26 protein-coding genes are annotated in these 23,758 nt (G+C 36.1%); 22 read left to right on the plus strand and 4 right to left on the minus strand.

The features are described 5' to 3' along the window. Positions 1–7 precede the first annotated feature (7 nt). From ASU02_RS12620 to ASU02_RS12695, 16 genes are all read left to right on the plus strand, one after another. A complete protein-coding gene (locus ASU02_RS12620) occupies positions 8–3,760 on the plus strand; it encodes a cobaltochelatase subunit CobN (protein WP_057764083.1) in 3,753 nt (1,250 codons plus the stop codon). 276 nt (positions 3,761–4,036) lie between these two features. Beyond that, a complete protein-coding gene (gene kamA / locus ASU02_RS12625) occupies positions 4,037–5,461 on the plus strand; it encodes a lysine 2,3-aminomutase (RefSeq protein WP_057764085.1) in 1,425 nt (474 codons plus the stop codon). Between the two features lie 12 nt (positions 5,462–5,473). Continuing rightward, positions 5,474–5,758, plus strand: coding sequence for a YokU family protein (locus ASU02_RS12630; RefSeq protein ID WP_057764087.1), 285 nt, complete (start codon positions 5,474–5,476; stop codon positions 5,756–5,758). A gap of 149 nt (positions 5,759–5,907) precedes the next feature. After that, positions 5,908–6,099: a hypothetical protein gene (locus tag ASU02_RS12635; RefSeq protein ID WP_053476659.1), complete on the plus strand. Its 192-nt coding sequence runs from the start codon at positions 5,908–5,910 to the stop codon at positions 6,097–6,099. A 308-nt stretch (positions 6,100–6,407) separates the two neighbouring features. After that, positions 6,408–7,241, plus strand: a complete 834-nt coding sequence (locus ASU02_RS12640) for a class II fructose-bisphosphate aldolase (protein ID WP_057764088.1) — start codon at positions 6,408–6,410, stop codon at positions 7,239–7,241. A gap of 25 nt (positions 7,242–7,266) precedes the next feature. Next, complete coding sequence (locus tag ASU02_RS12645) at positions 7,267–7,962, plus strand: triose-phosphate isomerase (RefSeq protein ID WP_057764090.1); 696 nt, start codon at positions 7,267–7,269, stop codon at positions 7,960–7,962. Positions 7,963–7,968: 6 nt separating this feature from the next. Further along, entirely contained in the window at positions 7,969–8,478 is a 510-nt protein-coding gene (locus ASU02_RS12650) for a YjbQ family protein (protein ID WP_057764092.1), read from the plus strand. A gap of 98 nt (positions 8,479–8,576) precedes the next feature. Continuing rightward, a complete protein-coding gene (locus ASU02_RS12655) occupies positions 8,577–10,556 on the plus strand; it encodes a BglG family transcription antiterminator (RefSeq protein ID WP_057764094.1) in 1,980 nt (659 codons plus the stop codon). 28 nt (positions 10,557–10,584) lie between these two features. Beyond that, positions 10,585–11,052: a PTS sugar transporter subunit IIA gene (locus ASU02_RS12660; RefSeq protein ID WP_057764095.1), complete on the plus strand. Its 468-nt coding sequence runs from the start codon at positions 10,585–10,587 to the stop codon at positions 11,050–11,052. Then, on the plus strand, positions 11,049–11,333 hold the full coding sequence (locus ASU02_RS12665; protein WP_057764097.1) for a PTS sugar transporter subunit IIB: 285 nt from the start codon (positions 11,049–11,051) through the stop codon (positions 11,331–11,333). The genes ASU02_RS12660 and ASU02_RS12665 overlap by 4 nt, the downstream gene beginning before the upstream one ends. Positions 11,334–11,344: 11 nt before the next feature. Beyond that, on the plus strand, positions 11,345–12,667 hold the full coding sequence (locus tag ASU02_RS12670) for a PTS galactitol transporter subunit IIC (protein WP_095396713.1): 1,323 nt from the start codon (positions 11,345–11,347) through the stop codon (positions 12,665–12,667). 21 nt (positions 12,668–12,688) lie between these two features. Further along, positions 12,689–13,330, plus strand: coding sequence for a ribulose-phosphate 3-epimerase (rpe, locus tag ASU02_RS12675; protein ID WP_057764099.1), 642 nt, complete (start codon positions 12,689–12,691; stop codon positions 13,328–13,330). A gap of 100 nt (positions 13,331–13,430) precedes the next feature. Then, positions 13,431–14,909: an aldehyde dehydrogenase family protein gene (locus tag ASU02_RS12680; protein ID WP_057764102.1), complete on the plus strand. Its 1,479-nt coding sequence runs from the start codon at positions 13,431–13,433 to the stop codon at positions 14,907–14,909. Between the two features lie 39 nt (positions 14,910–14,948). Beyond that, positions 14,949–15,215 (plus strand): HPr family phosphocarrier protein, encoded by a 267-nt coding sequence (locus tag ASU02_RS12685; protein WP_057764104.1) that lies wholly within the window; start codon positions 14,949–14,951, stop codon positions 15,213–15,215. A gap of 377 nt (positions 15,216–15,592) precedes the next feature. Beyond that, positions 15,593–15,814, plus strand: coding sequence for a YozE family protein (locus tag ASU02_RS12690; protein ID WP_057764106.1), 222 nt, complete (start codon positions 15,593–15,595; stop codon positions 15,812–15,814). A gap of 153 nt (positions 15,815–15,967) precedes the next feature. Then, positions 15,968–16,666, plus strand: coding sequence for a hypothetical protein (locus ASU02_RS12695; RefSeq protein ID WP_057764108.1), 699 nt, complete (start codon positions 15,968–15,970; stop codon positions 16,664–16,666). On the opposite strand, the gene ASU02_RS26415 is transcribed toward ASU02_RS12695, so the two are convergent. After that, the gene (locus ASU02_RS26415) at positions 16,663–16,833 is read right to left on the minus strand and encodes a hypothetical protein (protein ID WP_157684512.1); all 171 of its coding nucleotides are present in this window, start codon (positions 16,831–16,833) and stop codon (positions 16,663–16,665) included. The two genes, ASU02_RS12695 and ASU02_RS26415, sit on opposite strands and share 4 nt — an antisense overlap. Positions 16,834–17,007: 174 nt before the next feature. Here ASU02_RS26415 and ASU02_RS25855 point away from each other — a divergent pair, with 174 nt between their 5' ends. Further along, positions 17,008–17,181, plus strand: a complete 174-nt coding sequence (locus tag ASU02_RS25855) for a YozD family protein (RefSeq protein ID WP_082631785.1) — start codon at positions 17,008–17,010, stop codon at positions 17,179–17,181. A gap of 135 nt (positions 17,182–17,316) precedes the next feature. Next, positions 17,317–18,087, plus strand: coding sequence for a sporulation protein (locus ASU02_RS12705; RefSeq protein ID WP_057764112.1), 771 nt, complete (start codon positions 17,317–17,319; stop codon positions 18,085–18,087). A 43-nt stretch (positions 18,088–18,130) separates the two neighbouring features. On the opposite strand, the gene ASU02_RS12710 is transcribed toward ASU02_RS12705, so the two are convergent. After that, positions 18,131–18,970, minus strand: coding sequence for a glycerophosphodiester phosphodiesterase (locus ASU02_RS12710; protein WP_057764114.1), 840 nt, complete (start codon positions 18,968–18,970; stop codon positions 18,131–18,133). A gap of 367 nt (positions 18,971–19,337) precedes the next feature. On the opposite strand from ASU02_RS12710, the gene ASU02_RS12715 reads away from it, so the two are divergent. Beyond that, a complete protein-coding gene (locus tag ASU02_RS12715; RefSeq protein WP_057764116.1) occupies positions 19,338–19,646 on the plus strand; it encodes a hypothetical protein in 309 nt (102 codons plus the stop codon). Between the two features lie 17 nt (positions 19,647–19,663). On the opposite strand, the gene ASU02_RS26660 is transcribed toward ASU02_RS12715, so the two are convergent. Both ASU02_RS26660 and ASU02_RS27215 read right to left on the minus strand, forming a co-directional pair. Then, positions 19,664–19,813 carry a hypothetical protein gene (locus tag ASU02_RS26660; protein ID WP_165571569.1) on the minus strand — a complete coding sequence of 50 codons (150 nt, stop codon included), beginning with the start codon at positions 19,811–19,813 and terminating at the stop codon, positions 19,664–19,666. Between the two features lie 13 nt (positions 19,814–19,826). After that, positions 19,827–19,955 carry a hypothetical protein gene (locus tag ASU02_RS27215; protein ID WP_269745976.1) on the minus strand — a complete coding sequence of 43 codons (129 nt, stop codon included), beginning with the start codon at positions 19,953–19,955 and terminating at the stop codon, positions 19,827–19,829. A 281-nt stretch (positions 19,956–20,236) separates the two neighbouring features. Between ASU02_RS27215 and deoD the strand changes: the two genes are divergently transcribed. From deoD to ASU02_RS12730, 3 genes are all read left to right on the plus strand, one after another. Further along, positions 20,237–20,941 carry a purine-nucleoside phosphorylase gene (deoD, locus tag ASU02_RS12720; protein WP_057764118.1) on the plus strand — a complete coding sequence of 235 codons (705 nt, stop codon included), beginning with the start codon at positions 20,237–20,239 and terminating at the stop codon, positions 20,939–20,941. 244 nt (positions 20,942–21,185) lie between these two features. Then, a complete protein-coding gene (locus ASU02_RS12725; RefSeq protein ID WP_057764120.1) occupies positions 21,186–22,037 on the plus strand; it encodes a M15 family metallopeptidase in 852 nt (283 codons plus the stop codon). A 166-nt stretch (positions 22,038–22,203) separates the two neighbouring features. Beyond that, positions 22,204–23,610, plus strand: a complete 1,407-nt coding sequence (locus tag ASU02_RS12730) for a lmo1851 family serine protease (RefSeq protein WP_082631787.1) — start codon at positions 22,204–22,206, stop codon at positions 23,608–23,610. Positions 23,611–23,758 lie beyond the last annotated feature (148 nt).

The following is a 23,758-nucleotide window of genomic DNA, read 5'->3' on the forward strand; positions in this document are numbered from 1 at the left end:
AAGAATGATGCATATTACTTTCATCACATCGGCAACTGCTATATTGGCAGATTCTGCAACAGCCTATCGAAAATTTAATACGAACTATCCGAACGTTTTAACAATGAGTTTATTCGATGCAAAAGGCTCTGTTGAAAATCATGAGAAAAGTCGTATATTAATAGAGGCAATTAAGAAATCTGACTTGATTATTGTTGATTTACGACTCTGTCCAGAAGAGTGGGTAGCGGTTATTGCTGAATATCTGCAATATGCACGTCCTGATGCAGAAAAGATATACTTCTCGATTCAGGATGAACTGATGAAAAGTCAATTTAAATTAGGAGATTTAACTGGTGAGGACGTGTTCCAGGTACTTGTCAGCAATGGAAAGCCAGCATCTTTATTTGTCTTAGATAATGAGGATAAGATAAATGAATACACTTCAAAGTTGCCTGAAGAAAAGAGGGCCAATTTTCTTCAGCTTGCGACGATTGTAGAATATTGGATGTATGCAAATGAGGAATATGTAAATCAGCTGATTATATTTCTTGCTAGAGAATATGGAGAAGTGGATATACATTATTTACCAATTCCGTATAAACCACTTATTAAAGATGACCTTTATATTTATGATGATAAACGAAAAAAGGTATATGATTCATTAATTGAATATGAAAAAGAATTTCCATTTGATCAAGAAAAACCGTTTATAGGTGTTTTGTTTTTAGGCTATCATTTTCGTGCGAGCAATGTGAAATGTGTTCAGCAAATTATTGAGAGAATTAAGCCAATGGCAAATATCATCCCGATTCTAGCACCTGGTGTAGCTAGTATTGATGTTAATCGTTTTCGGAATTTGCTAGTCAATGAAAGCACTAAGGTGAATGTACTGCTGAATTTTGTGCCATTTCGTATTGGTGCTGGTCCTATGGGAGGGAATTCGAATGAGGTTGTCCCTTTTTTAGAGGAGTTAGATGTGCCGATTTTTCACCCATTTTTTATCACAAGAAGAACAGTTGAAAAATGGAAGAAATCCATTCAAGGAATAGATTCATCTGAATATTTAACATCTGTCATGCTGCCCGAATTAGATGGCTCTATTGGAACATTTCCGGTTGGGGCACTTGAGGATGTGAATGATGATCAAACCTTTGAATTTAATCGTCAAGAACTTGTCTTAATTGAAGAACGAGTCCAGAGTCTTTTAAAGCGGGTGGAGAAAACTTTAGCGTTACAGAAGAAAGAAAATCGGGACAAAAAGGTTGCGATTATTTGCTATAATTATCCTCCAGGTGAGGACAGTCTATTTTCTGCTTCCTATATTGATACATTTGCTTCTGTCATAAATATCCTAAAATTATTGCGAACAGAAGGATATTCAGTACCGGAAGTAACGAAAGAACAGCTGATGGATCAATTCTCTGCTGGAAAGCTAGTCAATTCAGGGAAATGGGGATCAGAGAAAACTTTCAGTGGTTTCCTGCGATATCAATCAGCTGCATATGAAAGCTATATGGGAGAGAAGAAAATTTATAAAGAGCTGACCCATGACTGGGGACATACTCCGGGGACGATCATGGCAGACGGATCAGATTTTCTTATACCTGGCATGATACTAGGCAATGTATTTATAGGATTACAACCTGCTAGAAGTTCTGATGACAAACTAGCAAATACGTATCATGACAAGTCATTAAATCCCCATCATCAATATGCTGCTTTCTATTGCTGGTTAAAGGATGTCTTTCAGGCAGATGCTATGGTCCATGTTGGAACGCACGGTACACTTGAATTCTTAAAGGGAAAGGAAGTTGCCGTATCCGGTGATTGTGTTCCTGATGAGTTAATTGGGGATGTCCCTCATGTATACATCTATTATATTGGAAATCCATCAGAGGCAATGATTGCTAAACGGCGTACACATGCTGTCTTAGTAAGCTATCAAACTCCCCCCTTTGTGACTAGTGATTTATATGGGGAATATGTAGAGCTTGAGGAGCTTCTAGCTAACTATTCTGAAGCAGAAAAGCTGGACCCGAAGCGATGTGCCAACTTAAATACGGAAATTATGAAGAAAATTCATGCTCTTCATTTCACAGCAACTACTATTCATGATATTGAAATCGAATTATATCACATGAAACGATCGCTCATCCCTAAAGGGCTGCATATCTTTGGCAAAGGCTATAATGATGAAGAGGCAAGAAATTATATGAAGCATGTTCTTCGGTATGACCGTGGATCGTTAAAATCAATCAAAAGAATTATTTCAGAGGATAATGGAAAGGATTACAGCAAGATACTAGAGGATTGTTTGCAAGAAGAAATGGAACAGCTAGATGAAGTGGAGAACCAAATTGTTAATCAATTTATTGAAACATGCTATTTTGATAATTGTTTACTTGCATCGGAGGAATCCCGCAAAAACTGCTATGAATCACTGAAATTTGGTTTTCATGCCTATGTGAATAGTATGAAAACATATGAGGAGAAAGGTTTGCTTCAAGCATTATCAGGGCGATACCTTCCAGTAAAATTAGCCGGGGATATCGTGAAAAATCCAGAGATTCTTCCATCTGGGCATAATCTATACCAATTCGATCCACGTCTAATCCCTGAAAAAACAGCTGCTGAAAGAGGGAAAATCATTGCAGAAAATACAATCGCTCAATATTACGAGGAATTCGGCAACTATCCAGCTTCAACAGGAATTGTTCTCTGGGGATTTGAAACCTCCCGCACACAAGGTGAAACCATTGGGCAAATTTTGCACTATTTAGGTGTCCGTGTACAGCCATCAAAGGGAAGCTTTAAACCAAACTATGAAATTATTCCGATTAAGGAGCTTGGAAGACCAAGAATAGATGTTGTCATTCATATGACTGGCTTTTTCCGAGACATTTTCCCAAATGTAATAGAGGACTTAAGCGACTTATTTTTAAAGATAGCTAGATTAGATGAATCTGAAAATGATAATTATTTAAAAGCAAATACGAATCGGATATTTGAACAGTTAAGTAATCAAGGTTATGAAGAAAAGGAAGTTTTTCATTTGGCAGTTGCTAGAATATTTGGCCCATCCGAAGGGGCTTATAGTACCAGGGTAACAAGCCTTATTGGGGAAAGAAATTGGCAAGAGGAAGCGGATTTGGCTAAAGGCTATGTAGAAGACGTTCAATATGTATATGGAATTGGCTCTCGCGGCAAACCATCCTCACAACTGTTAAAGCTTCATCTGCAAGCAGTTGATCTAGTGTCACAAATTAGAAGTAATTTAGAGCTTGAAGTAGTTGATCTTGACCATTACTATGAATATTTTGGCGGTTTTTCAAAGGCGATTGAGGTTGAAAGAGGAAGGAAGACACCAGTCTATATTTCTGATACAACAGGAGAATTGGTCCAAACTGAAGATGTGAAAAAATCCATTGAGCGGGGTGTACGAACAAGAGTATTAAATCCGAAATGGATTGATGGTTTACTTGCCCATGAACAGCACGGTACTCAACAAATCCTCGAAAGATTTGAAAACCTGATTGGATTAGCTGCGACAACGAATAAGGTGGATAGCTGGATTTTTAGTGAGTTGAATTCTACATATATTGCCGATGAGAAACGTAGAGAAGAGCTAATGAGGAATAATCGCTTTGCACTCCATAGCATGATGGAAAGATTGCTAGAAAGTCAGACACGAGGCTATTGGGAAGCAACTGAAGATGAGCTTCAGCAGCTGAAAGAAGCCTATTTACAGCTAGAGGGTTCGATAGAAGAAAAGGTGTAAATATTACTGCGCTTAATAACCGGCAGGGTAATGACAATTTTCTGGCATCTTTGTTTAAGCTATAAAAGAATATCTATAACGCTGTACTAAGGAAAGAGTGCCGATAAATCGGCACTCTTTCCTATTTTTTCCTTGATCTTTAATAAAATAAATGGTGGTGAAAAAATTTTATAACTATCACATAGAACGGCTGAAGCATACTTTATAATGATTATTCTGAATATTGGCACGGAAATTGCATGGTAGATATAAAGAGAATTTATAGGAGGAATTTAGATGAAATCATTCTTATACAAGCCTAGCCGTTATTGGAACGATATTGAATTATGGAAAGATGTGACTGAAGAACAATGGAATGATTGGCTATGGCAGCTGACGAATACCATTCGTACTATTGATGATTTAAAGAAAGTGATTAATCTTACACCTGAAGAAGAGGAAGGTGTGCGGATATCCACGAAAACAATTCCATTAAATATTACTCCGTATTATGCTTCACTTATGAATCCAGATGATCCGCGATGTCCGATCAGAATGCAGTCAGTCCCTATTTCAAAAGAAATATATAAGACAAAATATGATCTCGAAGATCCGCTTCATGAAGACGAAGATTCGCCTGTTCCTGGACTTACTCATCGTTACCCAGACCGCGTGTTATTTCTTGTTACTAACCAATGCTCCATGTACTGCCGTTATTGTACGAGAAGAAGATTTTCTGGCCAGATTGGCATGGGGGTTCCAAAGAAGCAGCTTGATGGAGCAATCGATTATATTAGAAATACTCCTGAAGTTAGAGATGTACTCATTTCCGGCGGAGATGGTCTATTAATCAATGACAATATATTAGAATATATCCTAAAAAATCTAAGAGAAATCGATCATGTTGAAATTATTCGCATTGGAACGAGAGCACCAGTTGTATTTCCGCAAAGAATTACGGATAACCTTTGCAGTATTTTAAAAAAATATCATCCCATTTGGCTGAACACACATTTCAACACTTCGATTGAAATTACCGAGGAATCGAAAAAAGCATGTGAGATGCTGGCAAATGCGGGCGTTCCAGTTGGAAACCAGTCAGTCATCCTTGCGGGCATTAATGACAGTGTTCCAATTATGAAAAGGCTCATGCATGACCTAGTGAAAATTAGAGTGCGCCCGTATTATATTTACCAATGTGATCTATCTGAAGGGATTGGCCATTTCCGTGCTCCTGTGTCAAAAGGGCTGGAAATTATTGAAGGACTCCGTGGGCATACATCAGGATATGCGGTGCCGACATTTGTTGTAGATGCTCCTGGAGGAGGAGGGAAAATTTCGCTTCAGCCAAATTATTTGATCTCCCAAAGTGCTAATAAAGTGGTTCTGCGAAACTTTGAAGGGGTCATTACCACCTATCCGGAGCCAGAAAACTATATTCCAGGAAGAGCTGAAGGGTATTTCAAGGAAGTATACCCTGATATGGATGAGAAGAAATCTAATGTCGGCATTGCAGCTTTAATGAATGATGAAAAATTCAATCTTGTGCCTGAAGACTTGGCACGACTTAATCGAAGAGAGCAATATGAGCATGACCCAACACATGCAACATTAAAAAATAAACGTGAAAAACGTGATGAACTAAAAGAAAAGAAATTCATCGCACAGCAGCAAAAGGATAAAAAACACGATCAAGAAGAAAAAGCTGTTACGAGCGAGTAGGGGGCAATAAACATGAGTGATCAATGTGCATGGTGTGAGAGTAGGAATATTACTAAGGGAACAGATAATGTTTATTGGGAGCTTCCTGACGGCACGAGAGCAATTAAAATAAGTGATGTCCCATCTACCATTTGTCATGATTGTCAAATGATTTATCAATCGGATTTACTAATAAGAGAAATTGAAGATCAATTATTTTTAATTAATACGAAGGAAATCGGACCGGAAACAAGCTTTACGAACTTAATGGCTCAGCCTAGGCTGCTAAAAAGAAACTATTTTGATTTCACGTCTTAAACTAGTCAAGGACATATTTCACAATTTATTCGATTTTTCCTGAAAAATCCAATCCTTCTCCCTTTATAATAAATTTTAGTACCAATTCCATTCATTGATAGCATGTTAGGAATATTCTTTTTTCAGAATTTGAATTTGGGGGATTTGGAATGAAAATTGTTTTAATGATTATGCTTGCTGCTGGGATGTTTGTATTGTTTTTCTGCGGCTATTTTACAGGTGTAATAAAAGAAAAACTCGGGAAAAATTGGCTGCTTGCTGTTCCCATTTCCATTTCATTATTAATGTTTAATATCATTTGGGCGATTACGGAATTAGCAAAAGCTGATCGCTGGCAATAGAAATAAAATAGAAGATTCAATGAAAAAGCAATCCAAATCTGGGTTGCTTTTTTCTATGATTATAAAATGACAAATCATATTAAACATAAATGTTCCTATATGCGTATCCTTAAAGACAGGACAAATGGTAGGGCAGTGGCGGCATAAACTGGCAATATTCGTTTTATATTGTCAGATAACAGGGAAAATGCAGAAATCATTTCTTTTTTCATCAATAATGTTGAATTAGAACAGAATGCAAAGAAAACGCTTACAAAGTATGCTAGTTATAAGCGTTACAACATGAAAAAGGGGGTGAATAAATAGCGATGCTAGTTACTTCAAAAAAGTTATTTGAAATTGCTTTAAATAAACGTTTTGCCATTCCCGCTACAAATTTCGTTGATCAGAACACATTGCGTGCATATATATCGGTTGCAGAAAATAAGGAGTTCCCACTCATTGTTTCATTTGCTCAAGCACATCATGAGGTTATGTGTTTAGAAGAAGCTGCTTTACTCGGAAAATTTTATGCAGATAAAGCGAAAGTTCCAATTGTTCTTCATTTAGATCATGGTCAGGAAATCGAATTTGTAAAACAAGCGGTAGATTTGGGATTTACTTCTGTCATGTTCGATGCATCAAAAGATACGCTAGAAGATAATATTGCGAAGACAAAAGAGATTATTGCATATGCCCGGCAAAAAGGAGTTGTTGTGGAAGCGGAGATTGGTCACGTTGGTTCTGGAGAAAACTATGAAAATTTAGAGCAGACGGAGTCACTATTAACAACTGTAAATGATGCAAGGGAGTTTTATAAAAAAACTTTAGTAGATTCATTAGCAATTTCAATTGGGACGGCTCATGGTAATTATGCAGGAACACCAAAAATTAATTTCGAAAGACTCCATGAAATTTCTCAAATAGTCCCTATTCCGCTTGTATTACACGGTGGATCTTCATCTGGGGATTCGAATCTTCGTCGATGTGCTTTAAGCAATATTGTAAAAATAAATGTGTTTACTGATTTAATGAATGCAGCTGTTCGTGATTTAAAGTGTGATCAAAACTACTTTGATATTCAACAACAGTTACGCTCCGGTATAGAAGCATGTCTTGCACATTACTATTCAGTATTTAATACGCAAACAATCCGCATCTAATCGAAAAAGGAGGTAGTTCCAGACGGTGAATAACGAGAACATACAAGCACCTTTTTTTGTTATTAATCCGAAGACTTTCTTAATTGGGAATGAGTTGCTAGATTTGGCAAGATATGCGAACAGTTTAGCAAAACAATATCATGTAACTCTCCTTTTTACTGCTCCGCATCCCGAATTAGGAAACATCGTAAGGGAGTGTCCGAACCTTATTGTTACTGCTCAACATATGGACAGTATCTTACCTGGTGATTCTATGGGACATATTTCAGCGCATTCATTAGTATATGTAGGAGTACAAGCTGTAGTATTAAATCACGCTGACCATCCTATGACCTTAACGGCCATTGCAAAAGCAATTGAACGAGCAAAAGAAGTAGGATTACTAACAATAGTTTGTGCAGATTCGGTACCTGAAGCACAAGCAATCGCCATGCTGGGCCCAAATGTTATCTTGGCAGAACCAACAGAACTCATAGGTCATAATCAAAAAAGTGATCGGCTCTATGTAACATCAACAATTGAAAAAATTAAAAAAGTGAATCCGGATATATTAGTCGAACAAGGAGCTGGAATCCGTTCTGAAAATGATGTAACAGAATTCCTGGAGCTAGGGGCTGATGGGGTAGGTGTGACAAGTGGAATTGTGAAAGCAAATAAACCAAAAGAAATGATGGAAAAAATGATCCAGGCAGTTGCTAGCTTTCAAGAAAAAAGGAAGTGATTAAATGTGGTTTATTCAGGAAAACTGACGCTTTCTTCATATGGAGGGCGGGTTACTTATCATGAAATAACTCAACAAGTACGAGATATGGTTGGAAAAAGTAGCATCAAAGATGGAATTTGTGTTGTCGCATCTCCTCACACAACCTGTTCCATTATTTTTGAAGAATTCTCTTATGATCAAAATTTTTATGGCTATGAATATTTGCAAGTAGATTTAAACAATCTTTTAGAAAAGTTCATACCAAGATGCACAACAGAAGGGCAATACTTTCATCCAGGTCCGAAACACATTCAAGTTGGATTAGAAGACTTTAAAGGAAAGATTAGTCCAGAAGCTTATACGATGTTAAATACTGATGCACATTTAAAGAGCACATTATTAGGAACAAGTGAAACATTTATTATTGAGAATGGGGAATTGCAATTAGGTCTTGTAGGCTACATCTATTTTATCGATTGGGATCAAATTCGACCTAGAGATCGAACTTGCCATATAAAAATCATTGGAGAGTAAGTTTATGTTCGGATCGTTCGGAAAATTTGACTTCAAAATCACAAAGTAATTCAGAAAGTTGAAATCGAAGACTTTTATGATACAAGGATGTGTCAATATTGTTTGATATTACATCGCGTCAAGCAAAATTACTCGATTTTCTTTCAAAAACAGAAGAGTATTTACCGGCGAAACAGTATGCAGATTATTTGAATGTTTCAGAGAGAACTATTTTTAATGATTTGGATAAATTAGAGATATTTTGTAAGAAATATAATCTAGTTATAGATAAAAAGCAGAATCAAGGAATTAAGCTGATTGGGGATACCTCCTCATCTAACGGATTTATTCAAAAAGTAATTACGAATCATAAGGCTAAGGAACGGGATGCTCTTTCATCTTTGGAACGACAAATTCTAATCGCTAAGTGGCTGTTAATTAATAGTCAAACTGTAACTTACCAATCTCTCTCATTGGATCTGTACATCAGTTCGAGTTCAATAATTAAAGACATCAACCGCATTCGCAGTTTTATGGATGAGGAGCTGCAGCTTGTTTCGAATGCAAAAGGTACTAGGGTAAATGGTAATGAGATTGCCATCCAAAGGACCATTAAACGATTTGCTTACTATTTGATTGAGAAAGAGCTGAATAATAATTCCCTATCAACATTTGCACATATTCTTGAACCTCTGTTTGATAAAAAGATCATAAAAGCTGTATATGACGCGGTTATTGAATTTCTATCTGTGATGGAGAATAGTATTTCAGAACAATATATAAAGTCTCTATTTATTTCTATATTGATATTAACCGAGCGCTCTTACCGTGGTTTTCATTTAACCAAACTTCCTGAAATACAGTTGGAGGGTGCAGAATATTTAACAAACTATCCATTAGCAATTGAAATGTGCAGTAAAATCTCTTCTGAACTGCAATTTGAATTTACTGAACTGGAGCATCACTTTCTCAGTAATCAATTATTTGCCCATCGGATTCAAGTGAAAATTAATAATAAGCAAGTTGAAAAGTTAATTTCAGAAGATATCAAGGACATGATTAGAGGTGTAAGTAGAGCAATTGAAATTGACTTAAAAGAAGATGATCGGTTATTTGATTCTCTCATCTATCATGTTTTTCCAATGATCTATCGATTAAAATCAGCTATTAACGTATATAATCCGTTGCTGAATGAAATAAAGAATAATTATGGTGTGCTTTTTCGAATTATTTGGTATTCGATGGAAAAACTTGAAAAGAAATATGATATCAAATTAACAGATGATGACGTCGCTTTTATTACGATTCATTTTCAAGTCGCAATTGAACGGAAAAATCAAATGTCGCAAATATTAGTTGTTTGTCAATCTGGTCTTGTAACCTCAGACTTAATTATTCACCGCATAAAAAATTTATTGCCATCTAATATTCAATTTAGACTAATCGCAAAACCTCTTCTAAAAAGCGAAGACTTATCTAAGGTTGATTTTATTATTTCATCTGTTCAACTGGAAGAACAAACATGTCCGGTTGTATATGTCTCACCTTTAGTGAGGGATTCTGACTTGAAAAAGATTTATGCTTATTATTTAAAATATTCCTCAAAAAATAGAAAACAAGAAGATGTTGTATTAACTCCTCATCTAATCTCCAAATATATTAATAGTCGCTATATGTTCATTAATGAAGAGGTAAAGTCGAAAGAAGACTGTTTAAACAAAATGATTCAAAGGCTTGAAGAAGATCAAATAGTGAAATCCTCATTTAAACAGTCGGTGTATGAACGAGAAAGATTAGGAAATACGATTGTTCAAGGATGGGCAGCCATTCCTCATGCAATGTCAACGATGGCAAATGAGACAAAGATTTCCATAATGACGACGAAGCAGCCGATTAACTGGAATAATGAAACTTACGTGTCATTTGTTATTTTACTTGCAGTAGCTGAGGAAGATCTTAATCAAGTTCGTTGTTTACTAACCCATCTATATAAAATAATTATTAATTCAGATCGACTTGAAAGTGGTCAGTCGTTTAAGGCCATGACTATACCTGAGGATTTAATAGCAATTTTACTATGTAAAGATAAAATTCAATAAATCTCTCTCGAATATTGGAGGAAGCAGCATGTATGTGGAAGAGAACTTAGTTTTCTATAATCAGCGATTCGAAACTCAGAGCCAGCTCTTTGATTTTATAGCTGATGAATTAGAAGAGAAAAATTATGTCACTGAACAGTTTAGGGAAGCAATTAAAATACGCGAACATAACTTTCCTACTGGTTTACAATTGCAGAATTTGAATGTAGCGCTTGTGCATACAGATGTCGAATATTCAAAAACAGAAAAGCTTGTCATTATTAAGCTTGAAAAACCGATAACGTTTAAAAATATTGAAACATTAAAACCATTGGAAGTGGATTTTATTATTGGTCTTATATTAAAAGATAGCCATAAGCACTTAGAGGTTTTACAAAGGGTTAGCCGTTTATTACAAAATGAGGATATTATTCAAGAAATTAGGCAGGCATCTTCACATGTTGAATTAACAATTCTTATGCAAGATTATTTTAATAAAAAGGAGAAGGAGATATGAAAAAGAGAATTGTTGTTGCTTGCGGAGCTGGGCTTGCTACTTCCACTATGATTTTACAGAAAGTAGAAGAGTTTGTTAAAGAACTTGGAGTGAGTTGTTCAATTACCCAGTCGCAAATTTATGAATTAGATTTTTATGATGGGGAAGCAGATTTATTTATTACTTCGATGAAATTAGATCAATCAAAATATAAGACACCAATCGTTGTCGGCACTCCGTTTTTAATAGGGTTAAATGAAGATGTGCTAAAAGAACAAATAAAGCAAATTCTATTAAATTAAGGAGGATTCATATGAGCATGATTGACTATTTTTTATCTCTTGGTTCAGCTGTTTTTGTACCTATCGTATTGATAATTATCGGTTTGATTTTAGGGCAAGGGATATTACGCTCAATTAGAAGCGGGATAATGGTTGGGATTGGCTTTATTGGTTTAGGATTGGCGATTTCATTAATCTCTGACCGATTAGAACCAGCAGTAAATCAAATTGTTGAACGATTTTCCTTTAATCTCACAGTTATTGATATTGGATCCGGTGCTGCAGCTGGAGTTGCGTTTTCCACATTGGTTGGTGCTCTAATTATTCCGGCGGTATTCCTTCTTAATATTCTTTTGTTACTAGTCGGATTTACGAAAACGATGAACATTGATATTTTTAACTATTCTCATTATGCGTTTACTGGAGCAGTTGTTCATTTAATGACAGGTAGCATTGTACTAGGAATTGGGGCTAGCTTAATCCAAGCGACTTGGTCATTATTATCAGCTGATTATTCGGCAAAAAAAGTACAAGAATCTCTAGGAGTAGAAGGTATATCCATCCCACAAGGATATGCTGCTAGTACTGTCCCTCTTTTTATGATACTAGATAAAATATATAATCGTATCCCTTTTTTACGTAATTCCAAACTTGATATTTCTTATTTACAAGGAAAAATCGGTATGTTTGGTGATCCAGTCATAATAGGTGCAGTTCTTGGCATAATTTTAGCTCTGTTAGCAGGTTACAATTTTGTAGAAGGTACAAATCTGCTAATGAGTGTAGTGGCTATAATGGTGCTTTTTCCAAGAATGGTAAAAATAATTGTAGAAGGCTTGCTTCCGATTTCTGAGGCAGCGAAAAGCTTCTTTAATAAGAGATTTAAAGGAAAGGAAGTTTTTATTGGATTGGACTCTGCGATAACGTTAGGTTTGCCAACTACACAAATCGTTGGAACTATGTTAATTCCAATTACGTTAGTATTGGCAGTTATTTTACCAGGAAATCAGGTCTTACCTTTAGGTGATTTAGCCTTTGTAGCTTTTTTTACCTGCATGGCAACGATTATTCATAATGGAAATATTTTGAAGACTATCATAAGTGGGATTATAAACATGATTGGAGTTCTTTATATTGCTAGCTGGTTCGCACCATATTTTAGTAAACTGGCTGCAAATAGTGGAGCTACCACGATAAAAGGTCAAACGACGGCACTTTGGAATGGAAATGTATTTGATTATATGATTGCTCAAATAGGCGGGTTTGGAATAATTGGCCTAATTGTGTTGATTGTCATAACAATTCCAGTCGGACTATATGTTAAGAAAGTGACGAATCCAAAACCTGCCAAGTAATAGAGAAAGAGAGTGGATTCCATGCTAGTTTCAACTTCGATTTTAAGTGCTGATTTACTTAATCTAGAAAGAGATATTCTGCAATTAGAAGCAGCTGGTGCAGACTTTATCCATATTGATATTATGGACGGTGTTTTTGTTTCCAATGTAACTTGGGGCTCATCCACTGTGAAAGCTATTCGTAAACTAACATCATTACCATTAGATGTTCATTTGATGATAGAAAAACCTGAACGTTTACTTGATTGCTATTTAGAAACAAAGGCAGATATCATTATCATTCATCCAGAAAGTACAAAGGCATTGAGAAAAACTTTGCTGAAAATTAAAAGTTTTGGTGCAAAGGCGGGGGTTGCATTAAAACTTGAAACATCAGTTGATTCAATTCAGCATTCTTTAGACTTACTCGATATTGTTCTATTTCTCACTTGTGATGAAGGATTCGGCGGGCAAGCATTTCGTCGTCTTGCCCTAGAGAAAATTGAACAAGTAGCAAAGTGGCGTATGGAAAAAGAGTTGAGTTTTCTGATTGAAGTTGATGGCGGCATCAATCCCAAGACTTGTCGGTTATGTAAAGCAGCTGGAGCAGATATTGCAGTTGCTGGCTCTTATGTGTTTAATAATGAGATGAAATCAGCAATTAAGGAATTGCAATGTATTTAAAACCTTTAATTTAACAAATAAATATTTCTTTTAAAATAACAGAATATTCGATTTTTATTTAAATATACACAATGATCTAACGGAGATGGAGGCAGCAAATATGAACCAATCCTATCAAGTTTCAACAAAAGTAACAGAGTTCTTAAAAGGGACAAAGAAACTATTTATTAATGGAAGTTTCATAGAATCTGAAAGTGGAAAGACATTTAAAACGTATAATCCTTGTAATGGAGAGGTTTTGGCGGATGTGAGCGAGGCTCAAACGGAAGATGTTGATAAAGCGGTACATGCAGCTAAAAATGCTTTTGAAGAAGGTCCTTGGTCTCGGATGAGTGCAGCTGAACGGGGAAAACTAATGTATAGACTTGCAGATTTAATAGAAAAAAACAAACAAGAATTAGCTGAAATAGACTCACTTGATAATGGAAAGCCTTTACGTGATTTGCTTGAAAATGATATTCCAAATGCAATAGGCCAATTTGAATATTATGCAGGATGGGCTACGAAAATTGTTGGGCAAACAATTCCCGTTTCAGGGCCTTATTTTAACTATACTCGCCATGAACCTGTGGGTGTAGTTGGGCAAATAATCCCTTGGAACTTCCCATTGATGATGGCGGCATGGAAAGTAGCACCGGCACTAGCTACAGGCTGTACAGTTATACTAAAGCCTGCTGAACAGACTCCATTATCCGCACTGTATCTTGCAGAGCTAGTAGCTGAAGCAGGTTTTCCAGATGGTGTAATCAATATTGTTCCCGGTTTTGGAGAGATTGCAGGAGATGCACTTGTCAGACATTCACATGTGAATAAAATCGCTTTTACAGGTTCAACAATAGTCGGCAAGCAAATTATGAAAGAAGCTGCAAACACTTTGAAACGTGTTACATTGGAGTTAGGAGGTAAATCTCCAAACATTATTTTACAAGATGCTGATTTAACGAAAGCAATTCCAGGGGTCTTTACTGGGATCATGGCGAATCAAGGAGAAGTCTGCAGTGCTGGATCGAGAGTGTATATTCAAAAAAATCATTTTGATCATGTTGTTGCTGACTTGGTATCTTACGCTAAAAATGTCAGGCTTGGAAGTGGATTATCTCCAGACACAGAGATGGGACCACTGGTTTCTAAAGAGCAGCAAAACCGTGTTGTCGACTATATTGATAAAGGTAAAAACGAAGGTGCAGAAATGTTATGTGGCGGCGGACACACTTCAAAAGGATATTTTGTAGAGCCAACAGTATTTGCAAGTGTTAATGAGACGATGTCAATTGCAAGAGAAGAAATCTTTGGACCTGTAGTGGTGGCGATGCCTTTTAATAGCCTAGATGAAATGATTAGTCGTGCAAATAATTCATCATTTGGTCTTGCTGCTGGTCTATGGACGGAAAATGTGAAAAATGCTCATTACTTAGCTAGTCGATTAAAAGCTGGTTCGGTGTGGGTGAATTGCTATAACGTGACAGACCCGGCATCCCCTTTTGGCGGGTTTAAAGAATCAGGTTTTGGGCGTGAGATGGGTTCCTATGCATTAGACAATTATACCGAAGTGAAAAGTGTGTGGATAAATTTGAACTAAATATTCTTAATTGATTTATAAAAAGGAAGGATGGTTTAGATGGTAGAAAAAGATTACAGAGTGATCGATTCTGCTGGTATTCATGCGCGCCCAGCATCTTTATTAGTACAGGTTGCAAACCAATATAATTGTGATCTAGATATTATGTTTAATAATAGAAAAGCAAACTTGAAATCGATTATTGGGGTAATGTCTTTATCAATTCCGCTGAATTCAGTAATTAAGATCAGTGCAACTGGTTCAGATGAAAAAGAAGCAATTAATGCACTTAGCGATGTAATTTTGCAGCAAGAGCTTGGTGTTTAAGATGGGGAAAAAAGGTGTAATTGAATTGGAAAGTAATGCAATCTTCGGTATCTAACGTTTAAAAACAAGGGTAAAAGAGTAAAAAATGATTTTGAAGAGGAAATGGACAGTATTAAAAATTTAATTGGATGGAACTATAATATTTCTTAACATGCTTTTCCTGCCCAAAATTTTATATCTTATATTAAGAGTCATTGGGATTTAGGAAAAGCTGATCGCTGGCAATAGAAATTAAATAGAAGATTCAATAAAAAAGCAATCCAAAGCGGGGTTGCTTTTTCGTATAGACGGAAAGGTACATTTTCGTTTATAGTAATCGATATAATATGGTTAGATTTATTCAGCAAACCCGAATTTTACAAAAGGCAGGTGATAAAATGGCAAAAACCTTCTACCATTATTTAATGAAATACCGACATCCCAATCCAAAAGACTCTATTAGTAAATTTGCTAATCATGCATATAAAGATCATAGCTTTCCGAAGACATCATCAGATTATCATGAGGTAAGCTTATACCTGGAGTTAAATGGGTCTTATATAGAGAACATGACTATATTTGATGAGGCGTGGGATTTATATTTAAATAGTGAATCTTAAGGAAAAGTGATCGCAAAACACTTCATTCAATGAATGAGGTGTTTTCGTTTCTATACGGTCCAAACTTCCCCTTTGCCGGAGCGATTTTTCGGTTTCATGCATATACTACAGGAAAGAGTTACTCACGACTGAATACTTGAGAGGATGGAGGAAATGGGTGATCGAAAAAAATCAAAATTCAATATCGGTGATACAGTCGTGATCACTATGTATGGCACAGTAGGGAAAATCACGGATGTAAAGTGGCTTGATGGAATGTATGTTTACGAAGTGAACAAAAGTGAAGGTCTTTATATGGAATCCAGTCTTCAATTATTATCGGATTATGAAGGGGAAGTACTGGAAAAGGAACATATTGATATAGAATATAAATATTTTTTCGGTGATTTAGTTCAAGTAAAGGGGTATGGTTCTGATTTATTCAAGATAATGGGGTTTCGAACGGAAATATGGCGTTATAAAGAGGACGCCTGGGAAGATATTATTTATGAGCTTTCGAGAATTAGTGATGGGGAATGGCTTGAAGCTGGGGAAGATGAATTAACACTTGTTGCCGATGCAGAAAGTGCGGATATCTTTATAAAAAAGTTAGGCCTTCTATATTTAATGAACAAAAAAGAAAAACTTCCCGAAATAAAAGATAAGCAAGGAAACACTTTTCGTAAAGCAGAAAGGGAATTGCTTGCCAATATCAAAGAAAAAAGAATTCTAATAGATGGATTGTTAGATATTTATAATGATTACAGAATCTTATATGAAATGTTTCAGGATGATGAATATTTGCATATCATGCGTGTAATTGTTAGAAAGCTGAAATTAATTGTCAATAATGATGGGAAAAGTACTGTTTAACGGAGGACACTAAACTCCATAATTAAATAGACTAGTAAAGGGATACCAATCCCTAAAGATAATTTAAATATGCCACTTAAAAATCGGCTAAACACCACAAGAATCTTACTCTCTTCTTTATTTAAATCTTCCTTTACTTCTGTTATTGCTTTAGAAAGACTAGTCATTTTCTTCCTCCATTATCTAAAATTTTTCTTATGATAAAATGTATGCTTGACCTTATAGAACATGTCAGAAAATCAGATATTTTTAAGTTGGAAGTTAAAGAATTCTTTTTTCAAGAGATGATTTGCATGAAAATGGAAAGGACATCATACATTCTCTACAAAGGGGGCGATGCTGTGAGGGAAATTGAAGTATTTATTGACACGGAAGAAATAGCAGAATTTTTCTTTCATGAGCTGACTAAAAGAGGTTATGTGCCTGCTGAAGGAGAAATAGAAGAGCTTGCTGATATTACTTTTGACTACTTATTACAAAAATGCATTATTGATGAAGAAATAGAAGAAGAATAAAAGAAACGAAATGGCGGGGGCATCTCGTCATTTTTTGCTTTTATGAAAAAATAAACTAATTTTTGAAACCATAAAGAGAAAACAGTCGTATAATTCATATAAGGATAAAAAGTGATCACTAGGAGGAGTATGAAAATGTCATTTTTTAATAAGATGTTAGCAAGTGTTGGAATCGGTTCGGCAAAGGTAGATACAAAGCTTGATAGCGATACGGTTGTACCAGGCGGAGAAATTCGAGGAGTCGTTGAAATTCAGGGGGGGAATGTAGAACAAAGAATTGATGATATTTATTTAACTTTAAACACGACGTATATTAAGGAAGCAGATGATAAGAAATATACAGTTCCTGCTCAAATTGATCGATTCCGTTTAACTGAATCGTTTGTGCTTATGGCAAACGAGAGAAAAGTCATTCCATTCTCATTCATTCTTGCTCCTGACACACCTTTATCAATTGGAAAGACGAAGGTATGGATTGCGACAGGCTTAGATATAAAGAATGCGGTGGATCCAACTGATAAAGATTATCTCCAAGTTGTACCTAATCAAATAATGGATTCCGTGCTGAAAGCAATTAATGGATTAGGTTTCAGATTAAGGGAAGCTGATTGTGAACAAGCACCACATCGTTTGCGCAGAAGACTTCCGTTCATCCAAGAATTTGAATTCGTTCCAGTCTCAGGTCCATTCCGTGGGAGATTAGATGAAGTAGAAATAACTTTTTTCCCTGTTTCTGCCTATGATATTGAAATTTTAATGCAGGTAGATCGAAAAGTGCGAGGATTAAGCAGTTTATTCTCAGAAGCGTTAAATATGGATGAATCCAATCTTCGTTTTACAGTGAACCAGGGCGATATTCCACATATGCAGCAAAAAATTCAATCTATCATTCAAAGCTATTCTTGATCAAAAAAATAAGCCTGAACAGGGCTTATTTTTTTTGTCATTATCATTGAAAGATAAATGTAAGGAGTGTGCCGTTTGTTTCTTGATATTCTTCATCTGAAATAACACCATTTACTCCCAATCTTTGCATCATTTGAAATTGATACTGCTTTTTTATTGTCCATGAAAAAATATCAAAGCCGTATTGTTTTGCCTGATGAATAATTGACTTAGAAAGGAGATGATGATTGACAGATAGGAAGGACGCAAACTGGCTATACGTTTGAAAGTGAAGGATATTAAGCGGTTTTTCTAATAGAATTCCAGATGAAATAGTTGGAGTTAATTCATGGAATTTTTTTATCTCATTTATATTGAAGGATTGGACTTTTAATGTGGAAGGTTTTATGCCGTTATCTATATATTTTATCAATGTATCTGATAATAACTTTGTCAATTGAGGCTGATTTTCCGAAGATTTCATTTCTATTAGCAATCCAATTTTTCCGCCAAATTGCTTCAAAACCTCCTCTAGTAATGGAATTCTTTCATTTGTATATTCAGAGGAATACCAGGATCCTGCATCTAGCATTTTAATTTCCTGAACAGTTAAATCTCTGATATAACCCATTCCATCCGTTGTCCTTTGCACATCAGCATCATGAATGACAACCAGATGGCCATCCTTGCTTAACCGAACATCAAACTCAATAAAGTCAAAGCCAAGATCAACAGCTTTTTGAAAAGCAGCCATTGTATTTTCTGGTGCATAGAACGATGCACCACGATGAGCAATCGATTGGAAAGGCTGTAGAGGGTGAAGAATATATGAAAGCATAGAAATAATTAACCATATTATAACTGATAAGAAGAAAGGTTTTTTAGTTGCTGTGGAAACCCACAAATTACATCCCCCCATAAGAAGCAAGTTATTATTTACTCAGTTTAGCTCCCCCTAGCATCGACGTGAGTGAAGCTTTCATAAAGACATCGTGTTTTTGTTGCTCTCGAGAATATGGGGCAGCAGGTTATAATACAACCATCCATCCAGCGTGTCTTTTGCATGATGGATGCTGAACAGACGCCTCCTTTTTCAATAGTATATGAAAGAAAACACAAAATGTAAGCGTTATCATACTGATAAAATGTACAATCGACAAAAATCGTATTTTTTCTTTGAAGGAAACGACACGAGTAAAGGCGAAAACGATATTTAAATAAAGACAGTTATTTTCATTAGTAGAATGAAGGGATGTAGGAGGGAAGACACATTGCTAAAAGAGCTTACCAGGGTGAAAACAAAGCTATTTGATGTGACCATTTTTCAAACGCCTGAATTTCGGCAAACAAAGGGATATAGACAAGTGTACAGGCTATCCATGGAGGGGGCCGATCATGAGGAATGCTTATATTCCGTATTTGCGACATTTAATGTCCCAGATCTGATTCCTAAAGATTTTTCAGGCCGTTTTATTGCGACAGGTGATATTTTATTTATTGATGAAGGACGCAGAGGGCAATTTTATTATCAATTGCAGCCTGGTGGCTGGAAGATAATTAATCGTATACAAATTAGATAAGGAGAGCATTTGCTCTCCTATTCCGTATTGGAACCAGGATTCCCCTTTCTTCCTCCGCTTGCGGAAAATTCCTTCCCGTGTGCTTCCTGCTCAGCGATGATGGCTTCTTTTGGAATATGGTTATTTTTTTTCGGTGAATTGATTCGGTTTCGATGTTTTTTTCCCATTAATGACGCTCCTTTATCTATTGCTTTTTGTCTTTACTGTTTTAGAGGTATTTGGTTCAGTATTTGCTCTTGATGTTGGATTTGTTTCATTGGCATGCTGAACAGCCTGTCTTAATTTCTTACTCATTTTTTCTTGTGACATGAATGCAACCTCCTTTGGAAAAGCTATTGTTAGCTTACCCGCATCCTTTAAATTAATGCTTAAATATAATGTGAAACCTCAGTCAGTGGAAGAACCACATATTGTTAAATCGTGTGTTTATAGGCTATTGACCCTGTACTCAGAAATTTTTGTTCACTTAACTTCTTGAAGCGAGGGATCTTACAGCCCATTTATCTGGGATAAACGTTTAAAGATAAGTGGAATATATGGTATAGTGGGAAATGGCAGATAAAGTTTTATTGATAAATGGAGGTTACATAATGAGTGTTCATATTGGTGCCAAGGAAAATGAAATTGCAGAAACGGTTCTATTACCAGGAGATCCGCTTCGTGCCAAATATATTGCCGAAACATTTCTAGAAAATGCAGCTTGCTATAATGAAGTTCGTAATATGTTCGGATATACGGGTACATATAAAGGGAAGCGAATCTCTGTACAGGGGACCGGAATGGGTGTCCCATCAATTTCAATTTATATAAATGAACTAATGAATAGTTATAATGTGCAAAATTTAATTAGGGTAGGTACTTGCGGTGCTATTCAAAAAGATGTAAAAGTAAGGGATGTTATTCTTGCAATGACCGCATCAACAGATTCACAAATGAATCGACTTACATTTGGCGGAGTTGATTTTGCGCCGACGGCCAATTTTGAGCTGTTAAAGAATGCATACGATGCAGGCATGCTGAAAGGTTTAAACTTGAAAGTCGGAAATGTATTTACTGCTGATATGTTTTATAACGACAACGCTGAATTAGAAAAATGGGCTAAGTACCAAATTTTAGCCATTGAAATGGAAACAGCCGCTCTTTATACACTAGCTGCAAAATTCAATAGAAAAGCACTTTCCGTTTTGACAGTCAGCGACCATATTTTAACGGGTGAAGAAACAACAGCTGAAGAAAGACAAACGACTTTTAACGAAATGATCGAGGTAGCACTCGAAGCAGCTATTAAAGAATAATGAGTGGTTTAGTGAACTGGTTCATACATTGAGCCAGTTTTATTATTTAAGTGGCTGTGATCAACAAATAAAGTTATTATAGCTGATTGAAAATAGGAATCACATTAGCTATTAAATAAAAAATCAGGTAGACATACCTATATAGCATGTTCCATTTTTGGGATATTATTTAACTCTGAAAATGTTATTTTTTCATGTTAAAATAAATAATGCTTACTAGTTTTATAGGGAATAGGTGGAAAAAATGAAAAAAATAGTTGCTTTAACAGCCATTTCTAGCTTGCTGCTCGCTGGATGCAGTCAATTAGATCCTATCTTGGAAAAAGTGCCGTTTTTGAAAAATGATAATGAAACAGAACGTACTGCAGATGTAATTGATAAAGAAGCAGAAAATAATAATGAAAAAGTAAAAAAACAAACAGAGGATCAAAATAAGTCTGAAGAAAATGTACCAACACTTGAAGCGGCATTTTTTAATGATGTGAAGGTAGTGAATGGTAGAAATATCATTCAAAATCCGACAAACTTTATGGTTCTAGTAAATAAGGAATTCAGTCTGCCAGACGGCTACACGCCAGAGGATTTAGTACGGCCAAATGTATTGTTCTCTTTCGGGGATCAAGATATAGAAAAAGCCTATATGCGACAAGATGCAGCTACAGCACTTGAAAAAATGTTTGAAGAAGCGAAAAAACTAGGGATTCATTTGTTTGCTGTTTCCGGATACCGGTCCTATAACAGGCAAATACAAGTATATAAGGCAGAGGTAAATAAATTCGGAGAAGAGAAAGCTGCATTAGCAGTGGCTGTTCCAGGGACAAGTGAACACCAGACAGGATTGACTATGGATTTATCTAGTCAAAGCGCGAAATTTGAACTCTCTGAACAATTCGGAGAAACGCCCGAAGGGAAATGGATTGCAGCAAATGCCCATCTCTATGGTTTTATCCTCCGCTATCCAAAAGGAAAAGAAGGAATTACTGGCTATAAATACGAACCATGGCATTTTAGATATGTAGGGAAAGAAGCTGCAACAATTATTTATAAAAAGGGTTGGACTTTAGAGGAATATTTCGGAACAGTAAAGAAAATATAAGTGATCAACCGTAATTAATACCTTAACTTTGTTTTTTCTATCAAAAAAATGGTATTCTATTCAATAAGGATTTGAGGAATTTTTACGGAATACGAAAGTGGTGAAGGTTTTGCAAACGGAGGATTTAAACCAGGATCAACCAGAAAAGCCATCTGGCATTATTCGAATGAAGAAATTTCAATTTGTCATTATGCTTTTATTAGCTGTAATCATTTCTGCTGGGATTACCGCTGCTGCATTTATAATTGGCGGACAAAAGGCAGTGAATAGCAGTGGTGAAGAGCGGAATGAGTTTCAAAAACTATATGCTGCCTTTGATTCGCTAAAAACCTCCTATTTTCAGGAAGTAGATGGCGATAAGTTAATTAATGGAGCAATTAATGGGATGGTCGATGCTTTAGAGGATCCATATTCTGATTATATGAGTGTAGATGAAGCAAAAAATTTTCATCAAAGCATCTCTTCTTCATTTGAGGGAATAGGAGCAGAAATCCAAGAAAAAGAAGGCTCGATTGTCATTGTTTCTCCAATTAAAGGTTCACCGGCAGAAAAGGCAGGACTAAAGCCAAATGATAAGGTAGTATCTGTTGATGGAAAAAGCCTGCAAGGCATGAGTTCGTCAGAGGCTGTACTATTAATCAGGGGAGAAAAAGGAACAAAAGTGGAGCTTTCAATTTTGCGTCCAGGAGTAGAAGATGCAATGACTGTTCCGATTGTCCGAGATACAATCCCTATTGAAACGGTATATGGAGAAATGCTTGAAGATGGCATCGCAAAGGTGCAAATTACTTCTTTTTCTGAGAATACTTCCAATGAGCTTGTAACTAAGTTAAATGAATTGCAGGACCAAGGGATGAAAGGGCTCATTCTTGACTTAAGACAAAACCCTGGTGGATTATTAGATCAAGCGGTTAAAATTTCAAGTTTATTTGTGCCAGAGGGAGAAATTATTTTCCAAGTAGAAGATCGCAATGGCAAAAGAGAGGAATATAAATCTACTGGCTCTAAAAATCCAAAGATTCCCCTCGTAGTTGTTATTGATAAAGGAAGTGCGAGTGCATCGGAGATTCTAGCAGGTGCGGTGAAGGAAGCGGCTAATATCACACTTGTTGGGGAAAAGTCATTTGGAAAGGGAACTGTACAAAGAGCACAAGATTTTTCTGACGGTTCTAATATGAAGTTTACAACTGAAAAATGGCTAACTCCAAAAGGCAACTGGATCCATAAGAAAGGAATTACACCTGATTATGAAGTAGCCTTGCCTGAGTATGCGACACTGCCTTTCATTAATCCCGATTTGGAATTAAAGCTTTCTATGTCTTCAAAAGAAGTGAAGGCTGCCCAGCAGATGTTAATTGCTCTTGGTTATAATCCTGGCAGAGAAGATGGTTTCTTCGATGATCAAACAAAATCGGCTGTTGAAAAGTTCCAATCAGCTGTAAAGCTGAAAGCGGATGGAGTGCTAACAGGTCAATCTACCCTCGTTCTCATGGAGAAGTTACGAGAAAAGCTTGATAAAGACGACACACAAATAAAAAAAGCGGCAGAGATTTTGAAGCAGGAAATGAGTTAATAGTCTCGCCCTTAGACTAACTGGCTGTTAGACTCCACATTAAGATCCAGTGGGAACTAGTATTCTTAGTGTGGATAAACAGCTCGTAAAGGCACCAGTGGTTTTTCTAACAATCAGTGGGTGATGAAAGAATTCCCCACTGATAGAA

The organism is Cytobacillus praedii (genome assembly GCF_001439605.1).
Classification (GTDB): Bacteria; Bacillota; Bacilli; order Bacillales; family Cytobacillaceae; genus Cytobacillus; species Cytobacillus praedii.